Origin of the sequence: Rothia kristinae (genome assembly GCF_016028855.1) — a bacterium.
Classification (GTDB): domain Bacteria; phylum Actinomycetota; class Actinomycetes; order Actinomycetales; family Micrococcaceae; genus Rothia; species Rothia kristinae.
On sequence record NZ_CP065738.1, the window covers coordinates 1030532 to 1049458 of the forward strand.

Annotated in this window: 14 protein-coding genes; 8 read left to right on the forward strand and 6 right to left on the reverse strand. The window is 72.2% G+C overall.

What is annotated here, in order from left to right; genetic code table 11:
* Positions 1-4: 4 nt before the first annotated feature.
* On the reverse strand, positions 5-1228 hold the full coding sequence (gene cas7g / locus I6G21_RS04630; protein WP_064725550.1) for a type I-G CRISPR-associated RAMP protein Csb1/Cas7g: 1224 nt from the start codon (positions 1226-1228) through the stop codon (positions 5-7).
* Between the two features lie 304 nt (positions 1229-1532).
* Here cas7g and I6G21_RS04635 point away from each other — a divergent pair, with 304 nt between their 5' ends.
* Complete coding sequence (locus I6G21_RS04635) at positions 1533-2624, forward strand: Fic family protein (RefSeq protein ID WP_129358095.1); 1092 nt, start codon at positions 1533-1535, stop codon at positions 2622-2624.
* A gap of 109 nt (positions 2625-2733) precedes the next feature.
* On the opposite strand, the gene I6G21_RS04640 is transcribed toward I6G21_RS04635, so the two are convergent.
* Positions 2734-4626 (reverse strand): FAD-binding monooxygenase, encoded by a 1893-nt coding sequence (locus I6G21_RS04640; RefSeq protein WP_129358094.1) that lies wholly within the window; start codon positions 4624-4626, stop codon positions 2734-2736.
* 162 nt (positions 4627-4788) lie between these two features.
* On the opposite strand from I6G21_RS04640, the gene I6G21_RS04645 reads away from it, so the two are divergent.
* Positions 4789-6633: a thiamine pyrophosphate-binding protein gene (locus I6G21_RS04645; RefSeq protein ID WP_232238552.1), complete on the forward strand. Its 1845-nt coding sequence runs from the start codon at positions 4789-4791 to the stop codon at positions 6631-6633.
* A 131-nt stretch (positions 6634-6764) separates the two neighbouring features.
* Here the strand turns inward: I6G21_RS04645 and I6G21_RS04650 are convergent, their stop codons facing one another.
* Both I6G21_RS04650 and I6G21_RS04655 read right to left on the reverse strand, forming a co-directional pair.
* Positions 6765-8735 carry a phosphatase PAP2 family protein gene (locus I6G21_RS04650; RefSeq protein ID WP_129358093.1) on the reverse strand — a complete coding sequence of 657 codons (1971 nt, stop codon included), beginning with the start codon at positions 8733-8735 and terminating at the stop codon, positions 6765-6767.
* 200 nt (positions 8736-8935) lie between these two features.
* Positions 8936-10369 (reverse strand): MFS transporter, encoded by a 1434-nt coding sequence (locus tag I6G21_RS04655; protein WP_129358092.1) that lies wholly within the window; start codon positions 10367-10369, stop codon positions 8936-8938.
* A gap of 176 nt (positions 10370-10545) precedes the next feature.
* Between I6G21_RS04655 and I6G21_RS04660 the strand changes: the two genes are divergently transcribed.
* The 6 genes from I6G21_RS04660 to I6G21_RS04685 all read left to right on the forward strand — a co-directional run bounded on the left by I6G21_RS04660 (position 10546) and on the right by I6G21_RS04685 (position 17227).
* Complete coding sequence (locus I6G21_RS04660; RefSeq protein ID WP_061225847.1) at positions 10546-12153, forward strand: fumarylacetoacetate hydrolase family protein; 1608 nt, start codon at positions 10546-10548, stop codon at positions 12151-12153.
* Positions 12132-12863, forward strand: coding sequence for a GntR family transcriptional regulator (locus I6G21_RS04665; protein WP_081101679.1), 732 nt, complete (start codon positions 12132-12134; stop codon positions 12861-12863). The genes I6G21_RS04660 and I6G21_RS04665 overlap by 22 nt, the downstream gene beginning before the upstream one ends.
* A gap of 11 nt (positions 12864-12874) precedes the next feature.
* Positions 12875-14401, forward strand: coding sequence for an aldehyde dehydrogenase (locus I6G21_RS04670; RefSeq protein ID WP_129358091.1), 1527 nt, complete (start codon positions 12875-12877; stop codon positions 14399-14401).
* A gap of 100 nt (positions 14402-14501) precedes the next feature.
* The gene (gene hpaD / locus I6G21_RS04675) at positions 14502-15611 is read left to right on the forward strand and encodes a 3,4-dihydroxyphenylacetate 2,3-dioxygenase (RefSeq protein ID WP_061225845.1); all 1110 of its coding nucleotides are present in this window, start codon (positions 14502-14504) and stop codon (positions 15609-15611) included.
* A 9-nt stretch (positions 15612-15620) separates the two neighbouring features.
* A complete protein-coding gene (locus I6G21_RS04680) occupies positions 15621-16406 on the forward strand; it encodes a 2-keto-4-pentenoate hydratase (protein ID WP_061225844.1) in 786 nt (261 codons plus the stop codon).
* On the forward strand, positions 16391-17227 hold the full coding sequence (locus tag I6G21_RS04685) for an HpcH/HpaI aldolase family protein (RefSeq protein WP_081101678.1): 837 nt from the start codon (positions 16391-16393) through the stop codon (positions 17225-17227). Before I6G21_RS04680 ends, I6G21_RS04685 begins: the two co-directional genes overlap by 16 nt.
* Before the next feature lie 234 nt (positions 17228-17461).
* On the opposite strand, the gene I6G21_RS04690 is transcribed toward I6G21_RS04685, so the two are convergent.
* Together I6G21_RS04690 and I6G21_RS04695 are read right to left on the reverse strand one after the other, a co-directional pair.
* The gene (locus I6G21_RS04690) at positions 17462-18409 is read right to left on the reverse strand and encodes a VanZ family protein (RefSeq protein WP_129358090.1); all 948 of its coding nucleotides are present in this window, start codon (positions 18407-18409) and stop codon (positions 17462-17464) included.
* 18 nt (positions 18410-18427) lie between these two features.
* Complete coding sequence (locus tag I6G21_RS04695; protein WP_061225842.1) at positions 18428-18643, reverse strand: hypothetical protein; 216 nt, start codon at positions 18641-18643, stop codon at positions 18428-18430.
* Positions 18644-18927: the final 284 nt, after the last annotated feature.

The following is an 18927-nucleotide window of genomic DNA, read 5'->3' on the forward strand; positions in this document are numbered from 1 at the left end:
CGGCTCACGCCTCCGGCTCATCCGTGGATGCCGAAGCGGTGATCGCCGAGTTCCCGGTGATCTCCAGGACCTCCCCGTTCCACTCGACGCCGGCCACCTCCTTCAGGTGAGCCAGGGCCTGCTCCAGCAGGGCGACGCCGTCCTCCACCTCGATGGGCGCCAGCTCGAGCTTCTTCCCCCGACGCTGGTCCAGCACCACGTTCGGCGCGTCGTCCTCCACCAGGTCGCAGTTGGCCCGCAGCACCAGCTCACTCTCGGAGAGCGCGGAGGCGAGCAGACCGTAGGCCGCCAGCACCGCCCGGTGGGCGGCATCAGCCGCCGCGGTGCCGCCGAAACGCAGCTGCCGCAGCGCGGCGAAGGAGAGCACGCGGGTGCGGATGATGCGGGAGCACGCCACACCGCCGAGGTTCTGATCCACGCTCGGCGGAATGCTGCCCAGGCCCAGTGCGGCCAGGGAGATCGGCTTGTCCTTGGCCTTCTTGACCTGGGCCTCGATCTTCCCGAGGTTGGTCGCGGAGAGCTCGTCCTTCTGACCGGCGACGATGCTCTCGAGGGTCTTGGCATCCAGCTTCACGCTGGGGGAGATGACGTCCGTGCGCCCTGCGCCGCGAGTGGGGGAGGCGGTGGCATAGCCCTCTCGCTGCTCAGCGGTGACGCCGATGACCTCACCGGTCAGAGCGGTGCGGAAGCGAGCCTGGTTCGACTTCCGGGTGGCGTCCCAGCCCCCGTAGAGAGCGGTGGTGGGGGAGGTGGTGAACACGGCCGCGGCATTGCTGGGGGAGGCGTTGCGCACCGCCAGGTACTTCTCGTGGTGGGTGGCCGGGGTTCCGTCGATGGTCCCGGCGCGGAAGTGGCCCTCGTAGGCGCGGGCCGGGACCTCGAGGTCCGTGTAGGTCCCCCCTTCGTAGGACACCTGGATGGTCGGCACACGGGAGAGCACCTCGTGGGCGGGGGAGTCCTCATCCTGCCGAGCCTGGAGGACCGCCATCTCGTCTCGGTTGCTGACGGACTGCTTGGCATCCAGGATCACCGTATTCACCGGTGCTCCGTCGATGAAGCGGGTCTCGAAGGCGAAGGTCGGGGTGTTTCCGCCGGAGACGTACCGCGGCGGAGCCACAGTGGCGTGCTCACCGCCGGCGGGGGCCAGGTCCGTCCGGATGGTCAGGGCGGTGGCTCCTCCGGCGGAGCAGGCTGTCAGAAGGTGGTCGAAGGTCAGCTTCTCGGTCATGGGATCTCCTCGGAGTCTCAGCGTGGGTGGTGAGGGCGTCGGGTCGCTGGCCTCGGCGCCTGGTGTGAACGGTAACACCCTTTCCGACTGTGTGCAATAGAATTAGTCCCTAGGAACCAGCAAAACGATACAGTAGATGAAATTAACGGTGGAAGGGTGTGGGAGGCGGGGTCGCCTCCCCCGCGTAGAGTGCCAACCAGGTGGGGCGGCCTTCGTTGGGGGTGGATTGCTTTCCGGGTGCCGATCGGCCCCGCTTCATCGCCGTCCCGCCTCTTTGCTTCCCGCCCACCGTGAGGAGCCTCCGATGCCCTGGTCTCCCGAGCATCCCCACAACGATCTCCCCGGACTGCCGCCCGACGTCGAGCTGGAGACGGCACCGGTGCTGCGCGCCCTCATCGCTGCGCGCGCGGAGCTGGCCGGATTGGAGGAGAGCCTCTCCGCGCTGCCCAACCCCCAGGTCTTCATCCACTCCCTGGCGCTGCTGGAGGCCCAGGCGAGCTCGGAGATCGAAAACATCGTGACCACCACGGACGAGCTCTTCCGGGCCGAGACCCTGGCGGCCGAGGCCAGCCCCGCCACCTGCGAGGCCATGCGCTACCGCCAGGCGCTGTTCGCCGGGTTGGAGCTGATGCGGCGTCGGGAAGGGCTCATCACGGCCTCCACCGCCGCCGCCATCTGCACCCAGATCCGCGGCGTCAGCACCGAGGTGCGCGCGGACCAGGGCACCTTCATCGGCAACCCGAGCACCCAGAAGCGCATCTACACGCCTCCGGAAGGCGAGTCCGTGATCCGGGAGAAGCTCGACGACTGGACGGCCTTCGTCAACGGGGCGGACGGGGTGGACCTCGATCCCCTGGTGCGCATCGCCGTCGCCCACTACCAGTTCGAGGCCATCCATCCGTACCCGGACGGAAACGGTCGCACCGGGCGCATCCTCAACGTCCTCCAGCTGGTGGCCTCCGGGCTGCTGAGCCGGCCGGTCCTGTACGTCTCCCGGGCGATCATCGAACGCAAGGGCAGCTACTACCGGCTGCTCAACCAGGTCACCGAGCAGGGTGCGTGGGAGGAGTGGATCCTGTTCATGATCGAAGCCTTCCGGAGCACGGCGAGCTCCACGCGCGGGAAGATCAAGCGCATCCAGGAGCACCAGCTGCACCTCTCGGACAGCATCCGCGCCCTGTTGGGCGTGCACGTGCCGGCGACCTTCGCGGAGGTGCTCTTCGAGCAGCCCTACTGCCGGATCGCCGATGTCATGACCCGGTGCGAGGTCTCCCGGCCCACAGCCACCAAGTACCTCGCGATACTGCAGGGGGCCGGGCAGCTCGCCGTCGAGCAGGCAGGGCGGGAGAAGCTCTACGTCAACACCGGCTTCCTGGAGATCCTGCGCGGAGTCTGAGGCGGCTCGCACCCGGGGCATATGACAAGCGAGTTGGCACGTTCCCGGGACGTGTAAAAAATCCCCGGAGATCTTTACACGTCCTCGGGTGCCGGGCCGCCCCTGCCCCCTACACCAGCACCCCGTCGAAGTACCGCGCGATCCCGGCGACGTCGTCCAGGGCGAACACCCCGGCCACGTACTGGTCCGGGCGCACCACCACCACGGCACCCTCGCGGGAGATGCCCCGCTCCGAGAACGCATCCTCGCCCGGCAGGCTCGCGTGGACCCGGTCCCAGTACTCCAGGCCCAGCTCACCCACCCGCGGGCGGAAGGCCTCCGGGACGTCGGTGATCTCGAACTCCGTGTGCTCCTGTTGGTACACCACCACCGGCTCGATCTGCGCGGAGAAGTCCTCGCCCTCCCGCCGATGCCGCACGAACGGAGAATCAGGGGACCCCACCAGCCAGTCGGACAGCGCCCGGGCCCCGGAGTCCTCGGCCTCCGGGTGGGCGGCGTCGGCGAACACGTACAGCCGCCAGCGACCGTCGGCCACGGTCTCGTGCCCGATGTGCACAGGGAAGGCATCGCACCGCCGGTTGGCCCGCACGGACTTGAACCGCTTCCCCACGGGGAACCCCTCCGCCAGCTCCTGCCGGGAGCCCGACGCGACCGACGCCGTGACCAGCGAGGGCCGGTACTGGGTCATGAACCCGGCGGGGAACTCGGCGGTCTTCACGTAGAAGTCCTCTAGGTAGGAGGCATCCGGCAGCTGATCCGCCGGGGTGGCCATCAGGGTGGACCACTCGCGGTCGAAGTCGATGAGGTTCTTCGCGATCTCCTGCCGCTCCCCGGAGTAGGTGTCCAGCAGCGCCGCCGGAGACCTCCCGGAGACCACCTGCCCCAGCTTCCAGGCGATGTTGAACCCGTCCTGCATGGACACGTTCATCCCCTGCCCGGCCTTGGCGGAGTGGGTGTGGCAGGCGTCCCCCGTGATGAACACCCGGGGGCAGCGGGTGCCGCGCTCGGCGTCGTCGACGTCGTCGAAGTGGTCCGTGAGCCGGTGGCCCACCTCGTACACCGAATGCCAGGCCACCGAGCGCACGTCCAGGGTGTACGGGGTGAGGATGCGGTTGGCGCGGTCGATGATCTCCTCGATGCTCGTCTGGCGCACCCGGTGCTCGTCATCGGCCGGCACCTCCCCGAGGTCCACGTACATGCGCACCAGGTGCCCGCCCTCCCGCGGGATGTGCAGGATCGAGCCGTGCCGGGAGGAGATCGCGCACTTGGTGCGCAGATCCGGGAAGTCGGTGTTGGCCAGCACGTCTATCACGCCCCACGCGTGGTTGGCCACGTCCCCCTCGAGCTTCCGGCCGATCGCCCGGCGCACCCCGGAGCGGGCGCCGTCGCAGCCGATGACGTACTTCGCACGCACCGTGCGCTCCTCGCCCGCCCGCGGGCCGGCGGTGTGCTTCACCCGCACGACGACGGGCCGCTCGCCCTCCTCCTGCACCTCCAGGCCGAGGAACTGGACCCCGTAGTCCGGGGTGATCCGCCCGGGGGAGCGGCGGGCGAACTCGGCGAAGTAGTCCAGCACCCGCGCCTGGTTGACGATCAGGTGCGGGAACTCGGAGACGCCCGTCGGATCATCCGGGGTGCGGGAGGTGCGGATGATGTGCTCCGGGTTGTCCGGATCCGGCTTCCAGAAGCACATCTCGGTGATGTGGTAGGCCTCGGCGATCACCTCGTCGGCGAAGCCGAAAGCCTGGAAGGTCTCCACGGAGCGGGCCTGGATGCCGTCGGCCTGCCCGATCTCCAGGCGCCCCTCCCGCTGCTCGATGATCCGCACGTCCACCTCCGGGTACTGTGCCAGCTGCGCCGCGGCGATCATCCCGGCCGGCCCGGAGCCGACGATCAGCACGTCCGTCTCCTCCGGCAGCTCGGTCGGGCGGTCCAGCCCGTGCCCGCGCGCCCGCTGGGTGCGGGGGTCCTCGGAGACGTATCCGTGCTGGTGGAAGTGCATGGTGGACCTCTTTCCCTGGACCGACATCATCGTCGCCACGGCGCGCCGACAGTGGCGTGCGTCATAGATGACTCGGATCATATACAATCCACCGGGGAGGGGCAAGGACCCGCCCGCCGGGTCCGTAAGGACCCGCTCGAGGATGAGAACCGAGGAGACCCCGTGCCAGCTTCCGCCGCCCTGCGCCCTTCCGCTCCGGAGGAGCGGCCGGACCAGACCGTCTCCGAGGTCATCGCCCGCGCCCTGATCCCCCACGCGGGGGCCTTCTTCGGGCTGATGGGCAACGGCAACTCCTTCTTCGTCGACGCTCTCGAGCGGCTCGGCCCCGGCGTCATCCCCGTGCGCCACGAGGTCGCGACCGTCGCCTCGGCGGACGCCTACCACCGGGTCACCCGCCGCCTGGCGGTGGCCACCGCGACCTACGGCGCCGGATTCACCAACACCCTCACCGCCCTGGCCGAGGCCGCGCAGTCGCGCACCCCGCTGGTCCTGGTGGCCGGGGACGCCCCCACCTCGGGTCCGCGCCCCTGGGACGTGGACCAGGTGGGAGCGGCCGCCGCCCTCGGCGCCCCCACCCTCATGGTCTCCGCCGACGACGCCGGGGCCACGGCCGTGCGGGCCGTGCACCGGGCGCTGACCGAGCGGACCCCCGTGGTCCTGGCGATCCCCTACGACCTCGTCGCCGCCCCCGTCCAGGGCGACGGCGCCCGGATCCCCGAGCTCGGCCTCCCCGCGCACGCGCTGCCCGCCCCGGAGGAGGCGGCCGTGGAGCGCTTCGCCGACGCTCTGCGCGGGGCCGAGCGACCCCTGATCCTCGCCGGGCGGGGAGCCCGCGGCGCCGAAGCCGACCTGCGGGTCGTGGCCGGCCTCCTGGGCGCCGACGTCGCGACCACCGCCCCCGCCCAGGGCACCTTCACCCCCGCGGCGGGGGAGACCACCGGGTACCGGGACCTGGGGATCTGCGGCGGGTTCGCGGCGGCCGGCTCGGCCGAGCGGATCCGGGCGGCCGACGTCGTGCTGGTGGTGGGCGCGGGGCTGAACCAGTTCACGATGTCCTTCGGCCGCTCCTTCGGCGCCGAGGCGCAGGTGCTGCAGATCGACCTCGCCTCCGCCGCGACCCACCCCCGGGTGGGCGAGCACCTGCGGGCCGAGACCGTCCCGGCCCTGGCCGCCCTGCGCAGCCTGCTGGAGGACGACGACGCCGCCCGCGGTCTGGTCGACTCCAGGTCCGCGCCCGACGCCGATCCCGCCGACCGCGGTGAGGCCGGGCCCGCCGAGGTCGATCAGGCCGTCCGGACCGCGATCGCGGCCGCATCTCCTGCCGATCCCGCCGAATCCGCGGGCCGCCCCGTCGTCGCCGATGCCGACCCGGCCGCCCGCCCGGACGGCGACCCGCTGGCCCCGGACGGCCGCCTGGACCCGCGCAGCCTGATGCGCCGCATCGACGCGGCCCTGCCCGCCGAGCGGATCGTGAGCATCGACGGCGGGCACTTCATCGAATGGGCCGTGACCTACCTGCCGGTCACGGCCCCGGACCGGATGATCATGCTCGGCACCCAGTTCCAGTCCATCGGCCTGGGCTTCCCGGCCGCGGCCGGGGTCAACGCGGGCGCGGGGGAGGCGGTCTCGGTGCTGGTCACCGGCGACGGCGGCGGCCTGATGGGCATCGCGGACGCGGAGACCTTCATCCGCACGGCCCGGCGCGGCGTCATCGTGGTGATGAACGACGGCGCCTACGGGGCCGAGATTCACCAGTACGGCTCCCGGGGCCTGGCGGAGGCGCCGATGCGCATCCCGGAGATCGACTTCGCCGGGATCCTCGGGGCCCTGGGCGCCCGCTCCCGGGTGGTGCGCACCCTCGAGGACCTCGCGGACTTCCAGCGCTGGGCCGAGGCTGGGTGCGACGGCGTCTACGCCCTGGACTGCCGCATCTCCGGGGCGGTCATGGCCCCGCACATGCGGGAGCTCCTGGCCCAGGCGAAGGGCGCCCGCACCCGCCGCCCCTGATCCCGGCCAGGCCAGCGGTAACGGTTTCGGGACGGGTTCGTCGCTTCGGGCCGGGTTATTCCGGTCCCGAAGCGACGAACCCGTCCCGAATCGCTGATGCGGATGGGCGCTGATGCAGTGGGCCTGGGCCGCTAGGAGGCGCGGGTCCGGCGACGCCGCACCAGCGCGGTCAGCAGCGCCCCGGCGAGGATCGTCCCGCCGGCGATCCCGAGGGTCCCGGCCGCATCGACGCCGGTGGAGGCCAGCCCGGTATTACTCGAGCCGTAGGTGCCGGAACCGTAACTCTCAGAGCCGTAGCTCCCGACGCCGCCCGCCGCGGAGCCGCCGGTGCCGCCGCCGTTGCCGGAGGCGCCGGTGAGGGTGAAGCCGGATCCGCTGCCGGTCCCGCCGTCACCGCCGCCCGGCACGGGGGCCGCTGCGGTGCTCGCCGAGGGCTCCGGGCTCGCGGAGGGAGAGGTACTGGGCTCGGTGCTCGGCGAGGCGGTGGGCTCAGCGGTGGGAGCGGCCGTCGGGGTCGCGGTCGGTCCCGCCGTCGGCTGCTGGGTGGGCTCGGCGGTGGGGGAGCCAGTCGGCTCGCTCGTCGGCGTCGCGGTGGGCTCCGCCGTCGGGGACGCGGTGGGCCCGGCGGTGGGTGTGGCCGTCGGCTCGGCGGTCGGCGTCGGGCTCGGGGCGGGGTCGCTGCGGACCACGCTGGCGCGGGCCTGGCCCGGGACCACCGAGGTCACGGTCCCGGCGGCATCGACGGTCACCTCGGAGCTCATCGCGGCGGGCAGGTCGATGCGCTGCCACCCGTCGGAGGAGGAGTCCAGGGCGTAGCCGGAGGGGATCTCCGTGGCGGCCAGGACCTGACGGCGCTGCTCTGCGGTCAGGGTCGGGAAGGCCGTGGCCAGCAGGGACTCCGCGCCGGCGGGCACCCGCGGGGCCTGGCCGGTGGTGCCGACGGCCGGGAAGCCGTAGGTCATCCGGGCCCGGTAGGAGGCGCGATCGGTGACGGGTGCCGTGGAGACGGCGTCGGTGAACACGTTGCGGTACCCGCCGGAGTCGTTCGCGCGGGTCGCGTCGATGCACGCGGTGAGGGTCTGACCCAGTCCGGCCTCCTGGCACCGCTGGGTGAGGTAGTCGGTCAGCTCGGCGCGGGCCGGGGCCAGGGTGGTCTGGGCGTAGTCACCGGAGTACAGGGCCGTGGTGCCCAGGTGGCCCTCGATGCGCCCGCCCATCACATCCAGCGGGTAGTGCACGCCCAGCACGATCCGGTTGTTGCCGGCCTCGGAGGAGCGGGTCAGGATCTCCGGGCCGAGCTCCGGCAGGACCATCGCCAGGCCGATCCCGATGCCGTAGGCGTAGGTGGTGTGCCCGGAGGGGAAGGCCTGGGAGTGCCCGGCGAGCATCGCGTCGTAGCTGGCGGTGTGCAGCTTCCCGGTGGCGGGGTCCAGCCAGTCCGGCACCCGGGTGGTGTGCAGGTCCGGGGCCAGCCCGCGCAGGTCGTTCTTCCCGCCGAGGCTGCGATCGCTCATGTAGGGGCGGGGGTAGTTGTAGTGCTTCTTCGCCGTCCCGGTGCTGATCGCGGAGCCGGAGTCCTTCACGACGGCGGTGGTCAGGGGCAGCTTCCCCTGGGCGACGCCGTCCTCCAGGTACCCGCCGAGCACCGGGCCCAGCGCGTCGGGCAGGGTCTCGGTCCAGTCCATGTCCGCGTCGATCAGCGCCCGGTGGGCCTGGGTGGTGTCGGCCGCGCCGCGGTGGTTGATGGCCGCGTACTGCTCGTCGTTGGTCTTCAGCACGGAGGCCCCGGCCTCGGTGACGCTGCCGCGGAAGGCGGTCCCGGCCGGGTCCGCGGCGTCGTAGGCCACCGGGGTCCACCACTGCTCGAACTCCGCCATGGGGGCGACGCCGTCCGGTCTGGTGGTCGCGGCGGCCGCGAGGGTGGGCGCGGAGGTCGCGGTGACGGCGGTCGGGGTCGCGGTGGTCTGGGTCGTGTCGTCGGCGGGTGCGGCCAGTGCTGGGCCGATCGCGGTGCTCAGGGCGAGGACGGCCAGCGCCCCGGCGGCGCCGAAGCGGCGACCGCGCGGGCAGGAGGCGGCGGTGCGGATGCTGATGGGTTGCATAGCGATGAGATTAAGCGCGGTCGGTGAACCGCATCACCAGCCTCGGTGAAGCCCGGGTGAACACCCCCGCCCGGCGGCCCCCGCCCACCCCCGGGAAGCGTATTCGGGACGGGTTCGTCGCTTCGGGACCGGAATATCCCGTCCCGAAGCGACGAACCCGTCCCGAACCGACGGTGCGAGGAGGAGAGGGTGGGCGCCGGTCAGCGGCCGATCATCAGCGGGCGGGTGGCCTGCTCCTCCTCGTGTCCGGGGCCCAGGGGGATGCCCTGCCGGTCCCGCATCATCAGGGTGGCCAGCGCCCCGGTCGCCGTCATCGCCCCGAGGTAGATCACGATCGCCGTCGTCGTGCCGGTGGCCTGCAGGAGGTACTTGGCGATGGTGGGGGCGAAGGCTCCGCCGAGGATCGCGCCGATCGCGTAGGAGATGGACACCCCGGAGAAGCGCACCGAGGCCGGGAACATCTCTGTGTACGCGGCCGGCTGCTGACCGTAGGTGAACCCCAGGCCCACCGTGAGGATCGCCAGGCCGAGGAACAGCTTCACGGGGTCCCCGGTGTTGACCAGGGGGAACAGCGTGAGCACGCCGATCAGCTGCAGCGCCCACCCCAGCAGGTAGGAGCTGCGCCGCCCCATCCGGTCCGCTGCCCATCCGGCCATCAGGGTGAACGTCAGCCACGTCACGGCCGAGCCGGTCACGGCCAGCAGCACGGGTCCGCGGGCCATCCCCAGCGGGCCGTCGGGGTCCGTGGTGTAGTTCTGGATGAAGCCGCCGGTGGTCATGTAGCCGACGGCGTTGTTGCCGGCGAACATGAGTGCTGCGACCACCACCAGCGCCCCGTGGCGGCGGAACAGCACGCCGATCGGCGCGGAGCGCTTCTGGCGGCGGTCCGCGATCTGCTGGAACACCGGGGATTCGGCGACGCCGTGGCGGATCCAGTATCCGACGCCGATCAGCACCACGGACAGCAGGAACGGCACCCGCCAGCCCCACTGCAGGAAGGCCTCGCCCGGGGCGATCGCGCTCATCAGCGCGAGCATCCCGGAGGCCATGAGCAGACCCAGCGGCACCCCGACCTGGGGGCTGGCGCCGTAGAGCCCGCGCCGGTCCACGGGGGCGTGCTCCACGGACATCAGGGCGGCCCCGCCCCACTCGCCGCCCGCGGAGATGCCCTGCAGGATGCGCAGCGCGAACAGCAGGATCGGAGCGATCACCCCGGCGGTGTGGTAGCTGGGCAGGACGCCGATCAGCGTGGTCGCGGCTCCCATGCCGATCAGGGTGATCATCAGGACCCGCTTGCGCCCGATCCGGTCCCCGAAGTGCCCGGCGAGGAAGGCGCCCAGCGGGCGGAACAGGAAGCTCAGCCCCACGGTGAGGAAAGAGACGAGCACCGCCGCCTGGGGGCCCAGCGGCTGGAAGAACAGCTGCCCGAAGACGAGGCCGGCGGCGGAGGCGTAGAGGAAGAAGTCGTACCACTCGATGCTGGTGCCGATGATGGTCCCGGCGATGACGCGGCGCTGCTCCCGGCGCTGGTCGATGGTGCGCAGGGCGGCGGTCGTGGTGGTGGGGTCGTGGTGGGCGGCCTCGGATGAGACGTCCTCGGGCACGGGTGGGGTGTCGGGGGGTGTGGCGACCATGTCGGTGACTCCTTTGTCAGACGAGCGGCGGAAGCTGCGGATGAGCTGCATCACAGATCGGCAGCTTGCGCCAGATCATATACGGTGTGCGGTTCAAAGGGGACCCTTGTCACACTCCGGCAGGATGATATACGATCCTGACAGATCCATCGGAGCATCCACAGGCAGGACCGCGCATGAGCATCGACCCCCGCAGCGACCGCGACGACGGCGCCCGCGATTCCGCCTCGACCGCCGTCCCCGTCCCCGAAGGCGCCCAGATCATCGCGGTGCACGTGGCCTACGAGTCCCGGGCCGCCCAGCGCGGACGGCGCCCCGAGCAGCCCTCCTACTTCCTCAAGCCCGCCGGCTCCCTGGCCGGTTCCGGCGGCGTCGTCGAGCGGCCCGAGGGCACCGAGCTGCTGGCCTTCGAGGGCGAGATCGCCCTGATCATCGGCGCCACCGCGCACCGCGTCGGCCTTGCGGAGGCCTGGGCGCACGTGGGGGCGGTGACCGCCGCGAACGACCTCGGCCTGTACGACTACCGCGCCGCGGACAAGGGCTCCAACCTGCGCTCCAAGGGCCGAGCCGGGTACACCCCGCTGGGCCCGGAGCTGATCGACGCCCGCGCCGTGGACCCCGCCGCGCTGCGCGTGCGCACCTGGGTCAACGGCGAGCTGCGCCAGGAGGACACCACCGCCGACGAGCACATGATCTTCCCCCTGGCCCGCTTCGTCGCGGACCTCTCCCAGCACCTCGTCCTGCGCCCCGGGGACGTGATCCTCACCGGCACCCCGGCCGGGTCCTCCGTGATCGCCCCGGGCGACGTCGTGGAGGTGGAGGTGGACGCCCCCGACGCCGCGGGGCACCCCACCAGCGGCCGGCTGAGCACCCGCGTGGTCGCCGGGCCCGGCGGCTTCGACGCCGCCCTCGGCTCCCTGCCGACGACGGATGAGAAGCAGCGCGAGGAAGCCTGGGGCTCCCGGGAAGCCGCGGGGCTGGTCCCCGACGACGCCGTCCCCGCCGAGTCCGCGACAGCCGAGTCAGCTCCGGCCGCGACCGCCCCCGCCGCCCCGGCTTCGGCCCGGCACCCCACCACCCCCGCCCCCCTGGACCCCGAGCTGCGCGCCCTGCTGGAGTCCACCCCCACCGCGGGACTCTCCGCCCAGCTGCGCGCCCGCGGCATCCACGGCATCGTCATCGAGGGGGTGCACCCGCTGACCCCGGGCACCCGGATGGTCGGGGTGGCCCGCACCCTGCGCTTCCTGCCCCTGCGGGAGGACCTGTTCGCCGAGCACGGCGGCGGGTACAACGCCCAGAAGCGGGCCTTCGACGCCGTGGGCGAGGGCGAGGTGCTGGTGATCGAGGCCCGCGGGGAGACCGGCTCCGGGACCCTCGGGGACGTGCTGGCCCTGCGCGCCCGCCACCTTGGGGCCGCAGGGGTGGTCACCGACGGCGGCGTCCGGGACTCCGCGGCCGTGGCCGGGATCGGCCTGCCCGTCTTCGCCGGCACCCGCCACCCGGCCGTGCTGGGGGAGCGGCACGTTCCGTGGGAGGCGGACACCGCCGTGGCCTGCGGGAACGCCGCCGTGCTCCCGGGGGACGTGCTCGTGGGTGACGACGACGGCGTCATCGTGATCCCGCGGGCCCTGGCCCGCGAGGTGGCCGAGGCCGCCCGCGAGAAGGAGATCCAGGACGAGTGGGTGGCCGAGCGGGTGGCCCAGGGGCATCCCGTGGACGGGCTGTTCCCGCCCGTCGGGACGTGGAAGGAGGCGTACCGGACATGGCGCAGCGAGCAGGGGTGACCGCCGTCGAGACCCCCGCCCCCACCGAGGCGGAGGCCGGGTTGAGCAAGGCCGAACGGGCCTACCGGTGGATCAAGGACCGCATCCACGGCACCTGCACCGAGCAGGTCTTCCCGCCGGGCCAGCGCCTGGTGCTGAGCACCCTGGCGGATCGGCTGGGCATGTCCGTGGTCCCGGTGCGCGAGGCCATCCGCCAGCTGGAGGCCGAGGGGCTGGTGACCTTCGAGCGCAACGTCGGGGCGCGGGTGGCCATGCGCGACGCCGCCGCGTACAGCGCCTCGATGCAGACCCTGGGCCTGCTGGAGGGCGCGGCCACCGCCGTCGCCGCCGAGCACCTCGCGGCCGAGGACCTGGACCGGGCCCGCGGCATCAACGACCGGATGGCCCGGCTGCTGGAGGACTTCGAGCCCGCCGAGTTCACCCGGCTGAACCACGAGTTCCACCGGGTGCTGTTCGACCGCTGTCCCAATCCGCGGCTGATCGAGCTGGTGGAGGCCGAGTGGGAGCGGCTGGGGCACCTGCGCGAATCCACCTTCTCCTTCGTCCCGGAGCGGGCCCGGGACTCCGTGGCCGAGCACGAGCAGCTGCTGGGCCTGCTGGAGTCCGATGCCGCTCCCGAGCGGATCGAGGCCGCGGCCCGGGCCCACCGAGCCGCGACCCTGGGCAGCTACCTGGCCCGCCAGCACCAACCGTCCAGCACCACCACCTGAGAGCAGGAGCCATGACCGAGAGCATCGAGCAGATCCAGCAGCAGGCCCGACCGGCGGACCTGCCGGAGGTCCTGCGCCACTACATCGGCGGGGAGTTCGTCGACTCCCTCGACGGGGAGACCTTCGACGTCCTCGACCCCGTGACCAACCGGCCCTACATCCGCGCGGCTTCCGGGAAGAAGGCCGACGTCGACGCCGCCGTCGCCGCCGCGAAGGAGGCCTTCGAGCACGGCCCCTGGCCCGGGATGCTGCCGCGGGAGCGCTCCCGGGTGCTGCACCGGATCGCGGACATCGTGGAGTCCCGCGGGGAGGCGCTGGCCGCGATGGAGTCCTACGACTCCGGCCTGCCGATCACCCAGGCCCTGGGCCAGGCGCGCCGGGCCGCGGAGAACTTCCGGTTCTTCGCGGACCTGATCGTCGCCCAGCACGACGACGCCTTCAAGGTCCCCGGCCGCCAGGTCAACTACGTCAACCGCAAGCCCAAGGGCGTGGCCGGGCTGATCACCCCCTGGAACACCCCGTTCATGCTGGAGTCCTGGAAGCTGGCCCCCGCCATCGCCACCGGCAACACCGTGGTGCTCAAGCCCGCCGAGTTCACCCCGCTGTCCGCGTCCCTGTGGCCGGGGATCTTCGAGGAGGCCGGGCTGCCCGTCGGCGTGTTCAACCTGGTCAACGGGTTCGGTGAGGAGGGCTACGCCGGGGACTCGCTCGTGAAGCACCCGGATGTCCCGCTGATCTCCTTCACCGGGGAGTCCCGGACCGGGCAGATCATCTTCGCCAACGCCGCCCCGCATCTGAAGGGCCTGTCCATGGAGCTGGGCGGGAAGTCCCCCGCCGTCGTGTTCGAGGACGCGGACCTGGACACCGCGATCGACGCGACGATCTTCGGGGTGTTCTCCCTCAACGGCGAGCGCTGCACCGCCGGCTCCCGGATCCTCGTGCAGCGCGGGATCTACGACGAGTTCGTCTCCCGCTACGCCGCCCAGGCCGAGCGGGTGAGGGTGGGCCTGCCCTCGGAGAAGACCACCGAGGTCGGGGCGCTGGTGCACCCGGAGCACTTCGAGAAGGTCATGTCCTATGTTCAGATCGGCAGGACCGAGGCCCGGCTGGTGGCCGGCGGCGGACGCCCGGAGCAGTTCCCGGAGGGCAACTTCATCCGGCCCACGGTCTTCGCCGACGTCGCCCCCGAGGCCCGGATCTTCCAGGAGGAGATCTTCGGGCCGGTCGTGGCCATCACCCCCTTCGACACCGAGGAGGAGGCGCTGGCCCTGGCCAATGACACGAAGTACGGGCTGGCCGCCTACATCTGGACCAACGATCTGAAGCGCGCCCACACCTTCGCCCAGGCCACCCAGGCCGGGATGGTGTGGCTGAACTCCAACAACGTCCGGGACCTGCGCACCCCGTTCGGCGGGGTCAAGGCCTCCGGGCTGGGGCACGAGGGCGGCTACCGCTCCATCGACTTCTACACGGACCAGCAGGCCGTGCACATCAACCTGGGCGAGGTGCACAACCCCGTCTTCGGCCGGCAGGCCTGAGCCGCCCGGCATCCCTGCGGTCCGACGCCGCCCCGCCCGGGCGGCGTCGGGCCCGCCATCCTTCCCGACCCACCGACCATCACGAGCAAAGGCGCCGCAGATGAGCACCCAGGACACCGCCCCCATCCCCACTCCCTCCGTGCAGCCGCCGGACATCCTGCGCTGCGCGTACATGGAGCTGATCGTCACCGACCTGGCCAGGTCCCGGGAGTTCTACGTGGACCTGCTCGGCCTGGTGGTCACCGAGGAGGACGACGAGGCGATCTACCTGCGCTCCATGGAGGAGTTCATCCACCACAACCTCGTGCTGCGCCGGGGCCCGGTGGCCGCGGTGCGCGCCTTCTCCTACCGGGTGCGCACCCCGGAGGACGTCGACGCCGCCGAGGCCTACTACCGGGAGCTTGGCTGCCGGGTCGAACGCCGCCGGGAGGGCTTCGTCACGGGCATCGGGGACTCGGTGCGGGTGGAGGACCCGCTGGGCTTCCCCTACGAGTTCTTCCACGAGGTCGCCCACGTGGAGCGCCTGGCCTGGCGCTACGACCTCTACGGCGCGGGCGCGCTGGTGCGCCTGGACCACTTCAACCAGGTGACCCCGGACGTGCCGCGGGCCTGCCGGTACATGGAGGGCCTGGGGTTCCGGATCACCGAGGACATCTCCGATGACCGGGGCACCGAGTACGCCGCGTGGATGCGCCGCAAGCCCACCGTGCACGACACCGCGATGACCGGCGGGAACGGGCCGCGGATGCACCACGTGGCCTTCGCGACCCACGAGAAGCACAACATCCTCTACATCTGCGACAAGATGGGCGCGCTGCGGATCTCGGACCGGATCGAACGCGGCCCGGGCCGCCACGGCGTCTCCAACGCGTTCTACCTGTACATCCTGGATCCGGACGGGCACCGCATCGAGATCTACACCCAGGACTACTACACCGGCGACCCGGACAACCCCGTGGTGCACTGGGATGTGCACGACAACCAGCGGCGGGACTGGTGGGGCAATCCCGTGGTCCCCTCCTGGTACACCGAAGCCTCCCCGGTGCTGGACCTGGACGGGAACCCGCAGCCGGTGGTGGACCGCGAGGCTGCCTCGGAGCTGGAGGTGACCATCGGCGCGGACGGGTTCTCCTACACCCGGGCCGACGACGAGGCCGGCACCTACCGGGGCGAGGCCGCCAAGGGCTTCAAAATCGGGAACCAGCTGTAGGGGGGCGTCATGCTGGATGAGAGGACCCGCGAGCAGATCGCGCAGCAGCTGCACCGGGCCGGCGAGGATCGGCGGCCGGTGCCGCTGCTGACCGCCCGCTACCCGGAGATGACCGTCGAGGACTCCTACGCCGTGCAGCGGATCTGGGCCCGGCGGCAGGAGGAGGCCGGGCGGCGCAGGGCTGGGCACAAGATCGGCCTGACCTCCAAGGCCATGCAGGAGGCCACCGGCATCGACGAACCCGACTACGGGGTGATCTTCGATGACCAGGTCCGCGACTCCGGGCACGTGTTCGCCTGGGAGCGGTACACGCACCCGCGCATCGAGATGGAGCTGGCCTTCGTCCTGAAGGACGACCTCGTCGGTCCCGGGGTGAGCATCTTCGACGTCCTGCGCGCCACCGAGTACGTCGTCCCCGCCCTCGAGGTCTTGGACTCCCGCATCGCGATGGAAGGCCGCACCATCGTGGACACCATCGCGGACAACGCCGCCCTCGGGGCGATGGTCCTCGGCGGGAGCCCCGTCGCCCCCGAAGCCGTCGACCTGCGATGGGTCGCCGGGACCCTCTCCCGCAACCAGGAGATCATCGAGACCGGGGTGGCCGCCGGCGTCCTGAACCACCCCGCCAATGGGGTGCGCTGGCTGGCCGATCGCCTCGCGGGGCACGGGGACCGGCTCGAGGCCGGGCAGATCATCCTCGCCGGCTCCTTCGCCCGACCCCTGTGGGTCCATCAGGGCGACACCGTGTACGCCGACTACCGAGAGCTGGGGACCATCACATGCCGTTTCGAGTAGAGCTCCCGCCGACCCTCGCCGAGCGGCTTGCGGCCCGACCCGGACAGAGTGCGGCGGACGGCGTCGAGCCCGGCCCGGGCGGCGTCGCACCGGAGGCTCCCGCGCCCCTGGCCGGGATGTGGGTGTGCTCCGGGTCCCCGACGGTCGCGGAGATCGCCGGGGCCGCCGGGATGGACTGGGTGCTGATCGACGGCGAGCACTCGCCCATCGGCCTGGAGACCATCACCGGGCTGCTGCGCGCGCTTGCGGCCTATCCCGCGACCCCGGTGGTGCGGGTCCCGGCCCTGGATGCGGTGGTGATCAAGCAGGTGCTGGACGCCGGGGCGCAGAACCTCCTGGTGCCGATGGTGGACACCGCCGAGCAGGCCGCCGACGCCGTGCGGGCGGTGCGCTACCCGCCGGCCGGGGTGCGCGGGGTGGGCTCCGCCCTGGCGCGGGCCTCCCGGTGGAACGCGGTGCCGGAGTACCTGGCCCGCGCCGCGGGGCTGGTGTCCCTGACGGTGCAGATCGAATCCGCCGCGGCGGTGGAGCAGGCGGCGGCGATCGCGGCCGTCGAGGGCGTGGACGCACTGTTCGTGGGTCCGGCGGACCTGGCCGCGTCGATGGGGCTGCTGGGTCAGCAGGGCCACCCGGAGGTGGTGGCCGCGGTGCACCGGGTCTTCGACGCCGCCCATGCCGCGGGCAAGCCCGTGGGGGTGAACTGCTTCGACCCGGAGCGGGCGCGGGAGTACGCGCGGGCCGGAGCGGACTTCCTCTCCGTCACCGCCGACGTCACCCTGATGATGCGCGGCGCCCAGGAGGCCGCGGCCTCGCTGCGCTGACCCGGTGACCCGGCTCTCTCGTTCCCACCCTTCCCGTGGGAGACCCCCGACCCGGCGCTTTCGTTCCCTCTCACCCCCTCCGCCCACGCGATCCGGCGCATCTGTTCCCGAAATCGTCGTTTTCGGGAACGGATGCGCCGTCTCGCGTGGGCGGAGGGGGTGAGAGGGAACGAGAGCGCCGTCTCGCGGGTGCAGCCGGGGCCGGGAGGGCATGAGAGCGCCGGGTCGGTGGGCTCAGGGGAGCGGCTGGGAGCGGGAGCGCCGTCTCGGTCGCGGGGAAGTGGGCTCCGGCAGCTCCCGCGCGTCCACCAGCTCCGCTCCGGCCAGGGCATAGGAGAGGCCCCGGTGGTTCCGGGTGGGGATGACGGCGATCAGGGCGGCCAGGATCCACAGTCCCAGCGCCAGCGTGAGCACCGCGGTGCCGATGCCTTCCGCGGCCGCCGCGGCCTCGGCGCGCACCGCCACGTACACCCCGGCCACGCTCAGCGCCCGCACCAGGGACCGCCACAGCGGCAGTCGGCGCGACCCCGAACCCTCCACCGCCGCGTGCGGGGTCCGGCGCACCGGGGCCAGCCACACGGCCTTCTGCCCCGCCGAGGCTCGCGTGCCGGTCACGGCGGGGACCAGGACCCACAGCAGACCGGGCAGCAGCACCGTCGTCGTCCCCTGGATCCCGGCGGAGGGTCGCTGCCATCCGGTGACGTGGAAGAGCATCGCCGCGGCCGTGGAGGCGGCCAGCGTCACGACGCCGATGCCCAGCCAGTCCAGCAGCATCGCGAACCACCGGCGCCACACGGTCACCGGGCGGGGCACGCGGCGGGTCGCGGCCAGCTCCGCGGAGGACGGCATCCACGCCAGGAACAGCGGGGCCACCACCGCGCCGATGAGGGCGCCGGTGGTATTGGCGATGAGGTCATCGACGTCGGCCAGCCGGTAGGCGCACGGGTAGAGGAACCACAGGCCCGTGTACTGCGAGGACTCGATGAGCAGGGAGCCGAGGAACCCGGTGACGGTGGCGGTGAGCCAGCTGCGCTTGAAGAAGCCGCGCACCAGCATCCCCCACGGCAGGAACAGCACCACGTTGAACACCACCTGCAGGGTCACCCGCGAGGTCAGCATCCCGGTCGTGGACAGCCCCGCCGTCTGGGTGCGGATGTCCTGCAGGAAGTGGAAGGGGACCAACTGGATCGCCGAGCCGCCCTAGCAGTCCAGGCTGCCCGGCTCCGGCAGCGGCAGCATGGTGTACGCGAACAGCCCGGCCGCGTAGAGGCTGACCGCGAGGCTGCCGATGATCCGGCGCAGCGGCGGGTGCCCGTAGCGGCGGTACTGCCACACGAGCAGGGGGATGAGGACCGCGAGGAACAGCAGGGTCCCCGCACCCAGGCCGATCCACAGCGGCCAGATCCATTCCTCCACGCGCGCATCTCCTCGGGGTCTCGACGTCGGCCGGTGCGGACCCCCACGCTACACGCGGGTTCGGCCCCTTCCGACGCCGACCTGCCCCCTTCCCAGCACCTGCCGATGCCGAGACGGCGCTGTCGTCCCCGAATCCCGCCGGAAGGGGAACGGAAGCGCCGGCTCGCGGGGAGGGGCCACGGGTGATCGGGTTCACGGATCGACGCCGCCGGGGGTAGGGTGGCATCCAACAAAACGAAAGGCGTTCGTTATCTGGTGGCCGCTGCCGGATTCCGCACCCTGAT

Coding starts and splice junctions, on each gene's coding strand:
- cas7g (WP_064725550.1), bottom strand. CDS start 1,228: ATGACCGAGAAGCTGACCTTCGACCACCTTCTGACAGCCTGCTCCGCC.
- I6G21_RS04635 (WP_129358095.1), top strand. CDS start 1,533: ATGCCCTGGTCTCCCGAGCATCCCCACAACGATCTCCCCGGACTGCCG.
- I6G21_RS04640 (WP_129358094.1), bottom strand. CDS start 4,626: ATGCACTTCCACCAGCACGGATACGTCTCCGAGGACCCCCGCACCCAG.
- I6G21_RS04650 (WP_129358093.1), bottom strand. CDS start 8,735: ATGCAACCCATCAGCATCCGCACCGCCGCCTCCTGCCCGCGCGGTCGC.
- I6G21_RS04655 (WP_129358092.1), bottom strand. CDS start 10,369: ATGGTCGCCACACCCCCCGACACCCCACCCGTGCCCGAGGACGTCTCA.
- I6G21_RS04660 (WP_061225847.1), top strand. CDS start 10,546: ATGAGCATCGACCCCCGCAGCGACCGCGACGACGGCGCCCGCGATTCC.
- I6G21_RS04665 (WP_081101679.1), top strand. CDS start 12,132: ATGGCGCAGCGAGCAGGGGTGACCGCCGTCGAGACCCCCGCCCCCACC.
- I6G21_RS04670 (WP_129358091.1), top strand. CDS start 12,875: ATGACCGAGAGCATCGAGCAGATCCAGCAGCAGGCCCGACCGGCGGAC.
- hpaD (WP_061225845.1), top strand. CDS start 14,502: ATGAGCACCCAGGACACCGCCCCCATCCCCACTCCCTCCGTGCAGCCG.
- I6G21_RS04680 (WP_061225844.1), top strand. CDS start 15,621: ATGCTGGATGAGAGGACCCGCGAGCAGATCGCGCAGCAGCTGCACCGG.
- I6G21_RS04685 (WP_081101678.1), top strand. CDS start 16,391: ATGCCGTTTCGAGTAGAGCTCCCGCCGACCCTCGCCGAGCGGCTTGCG.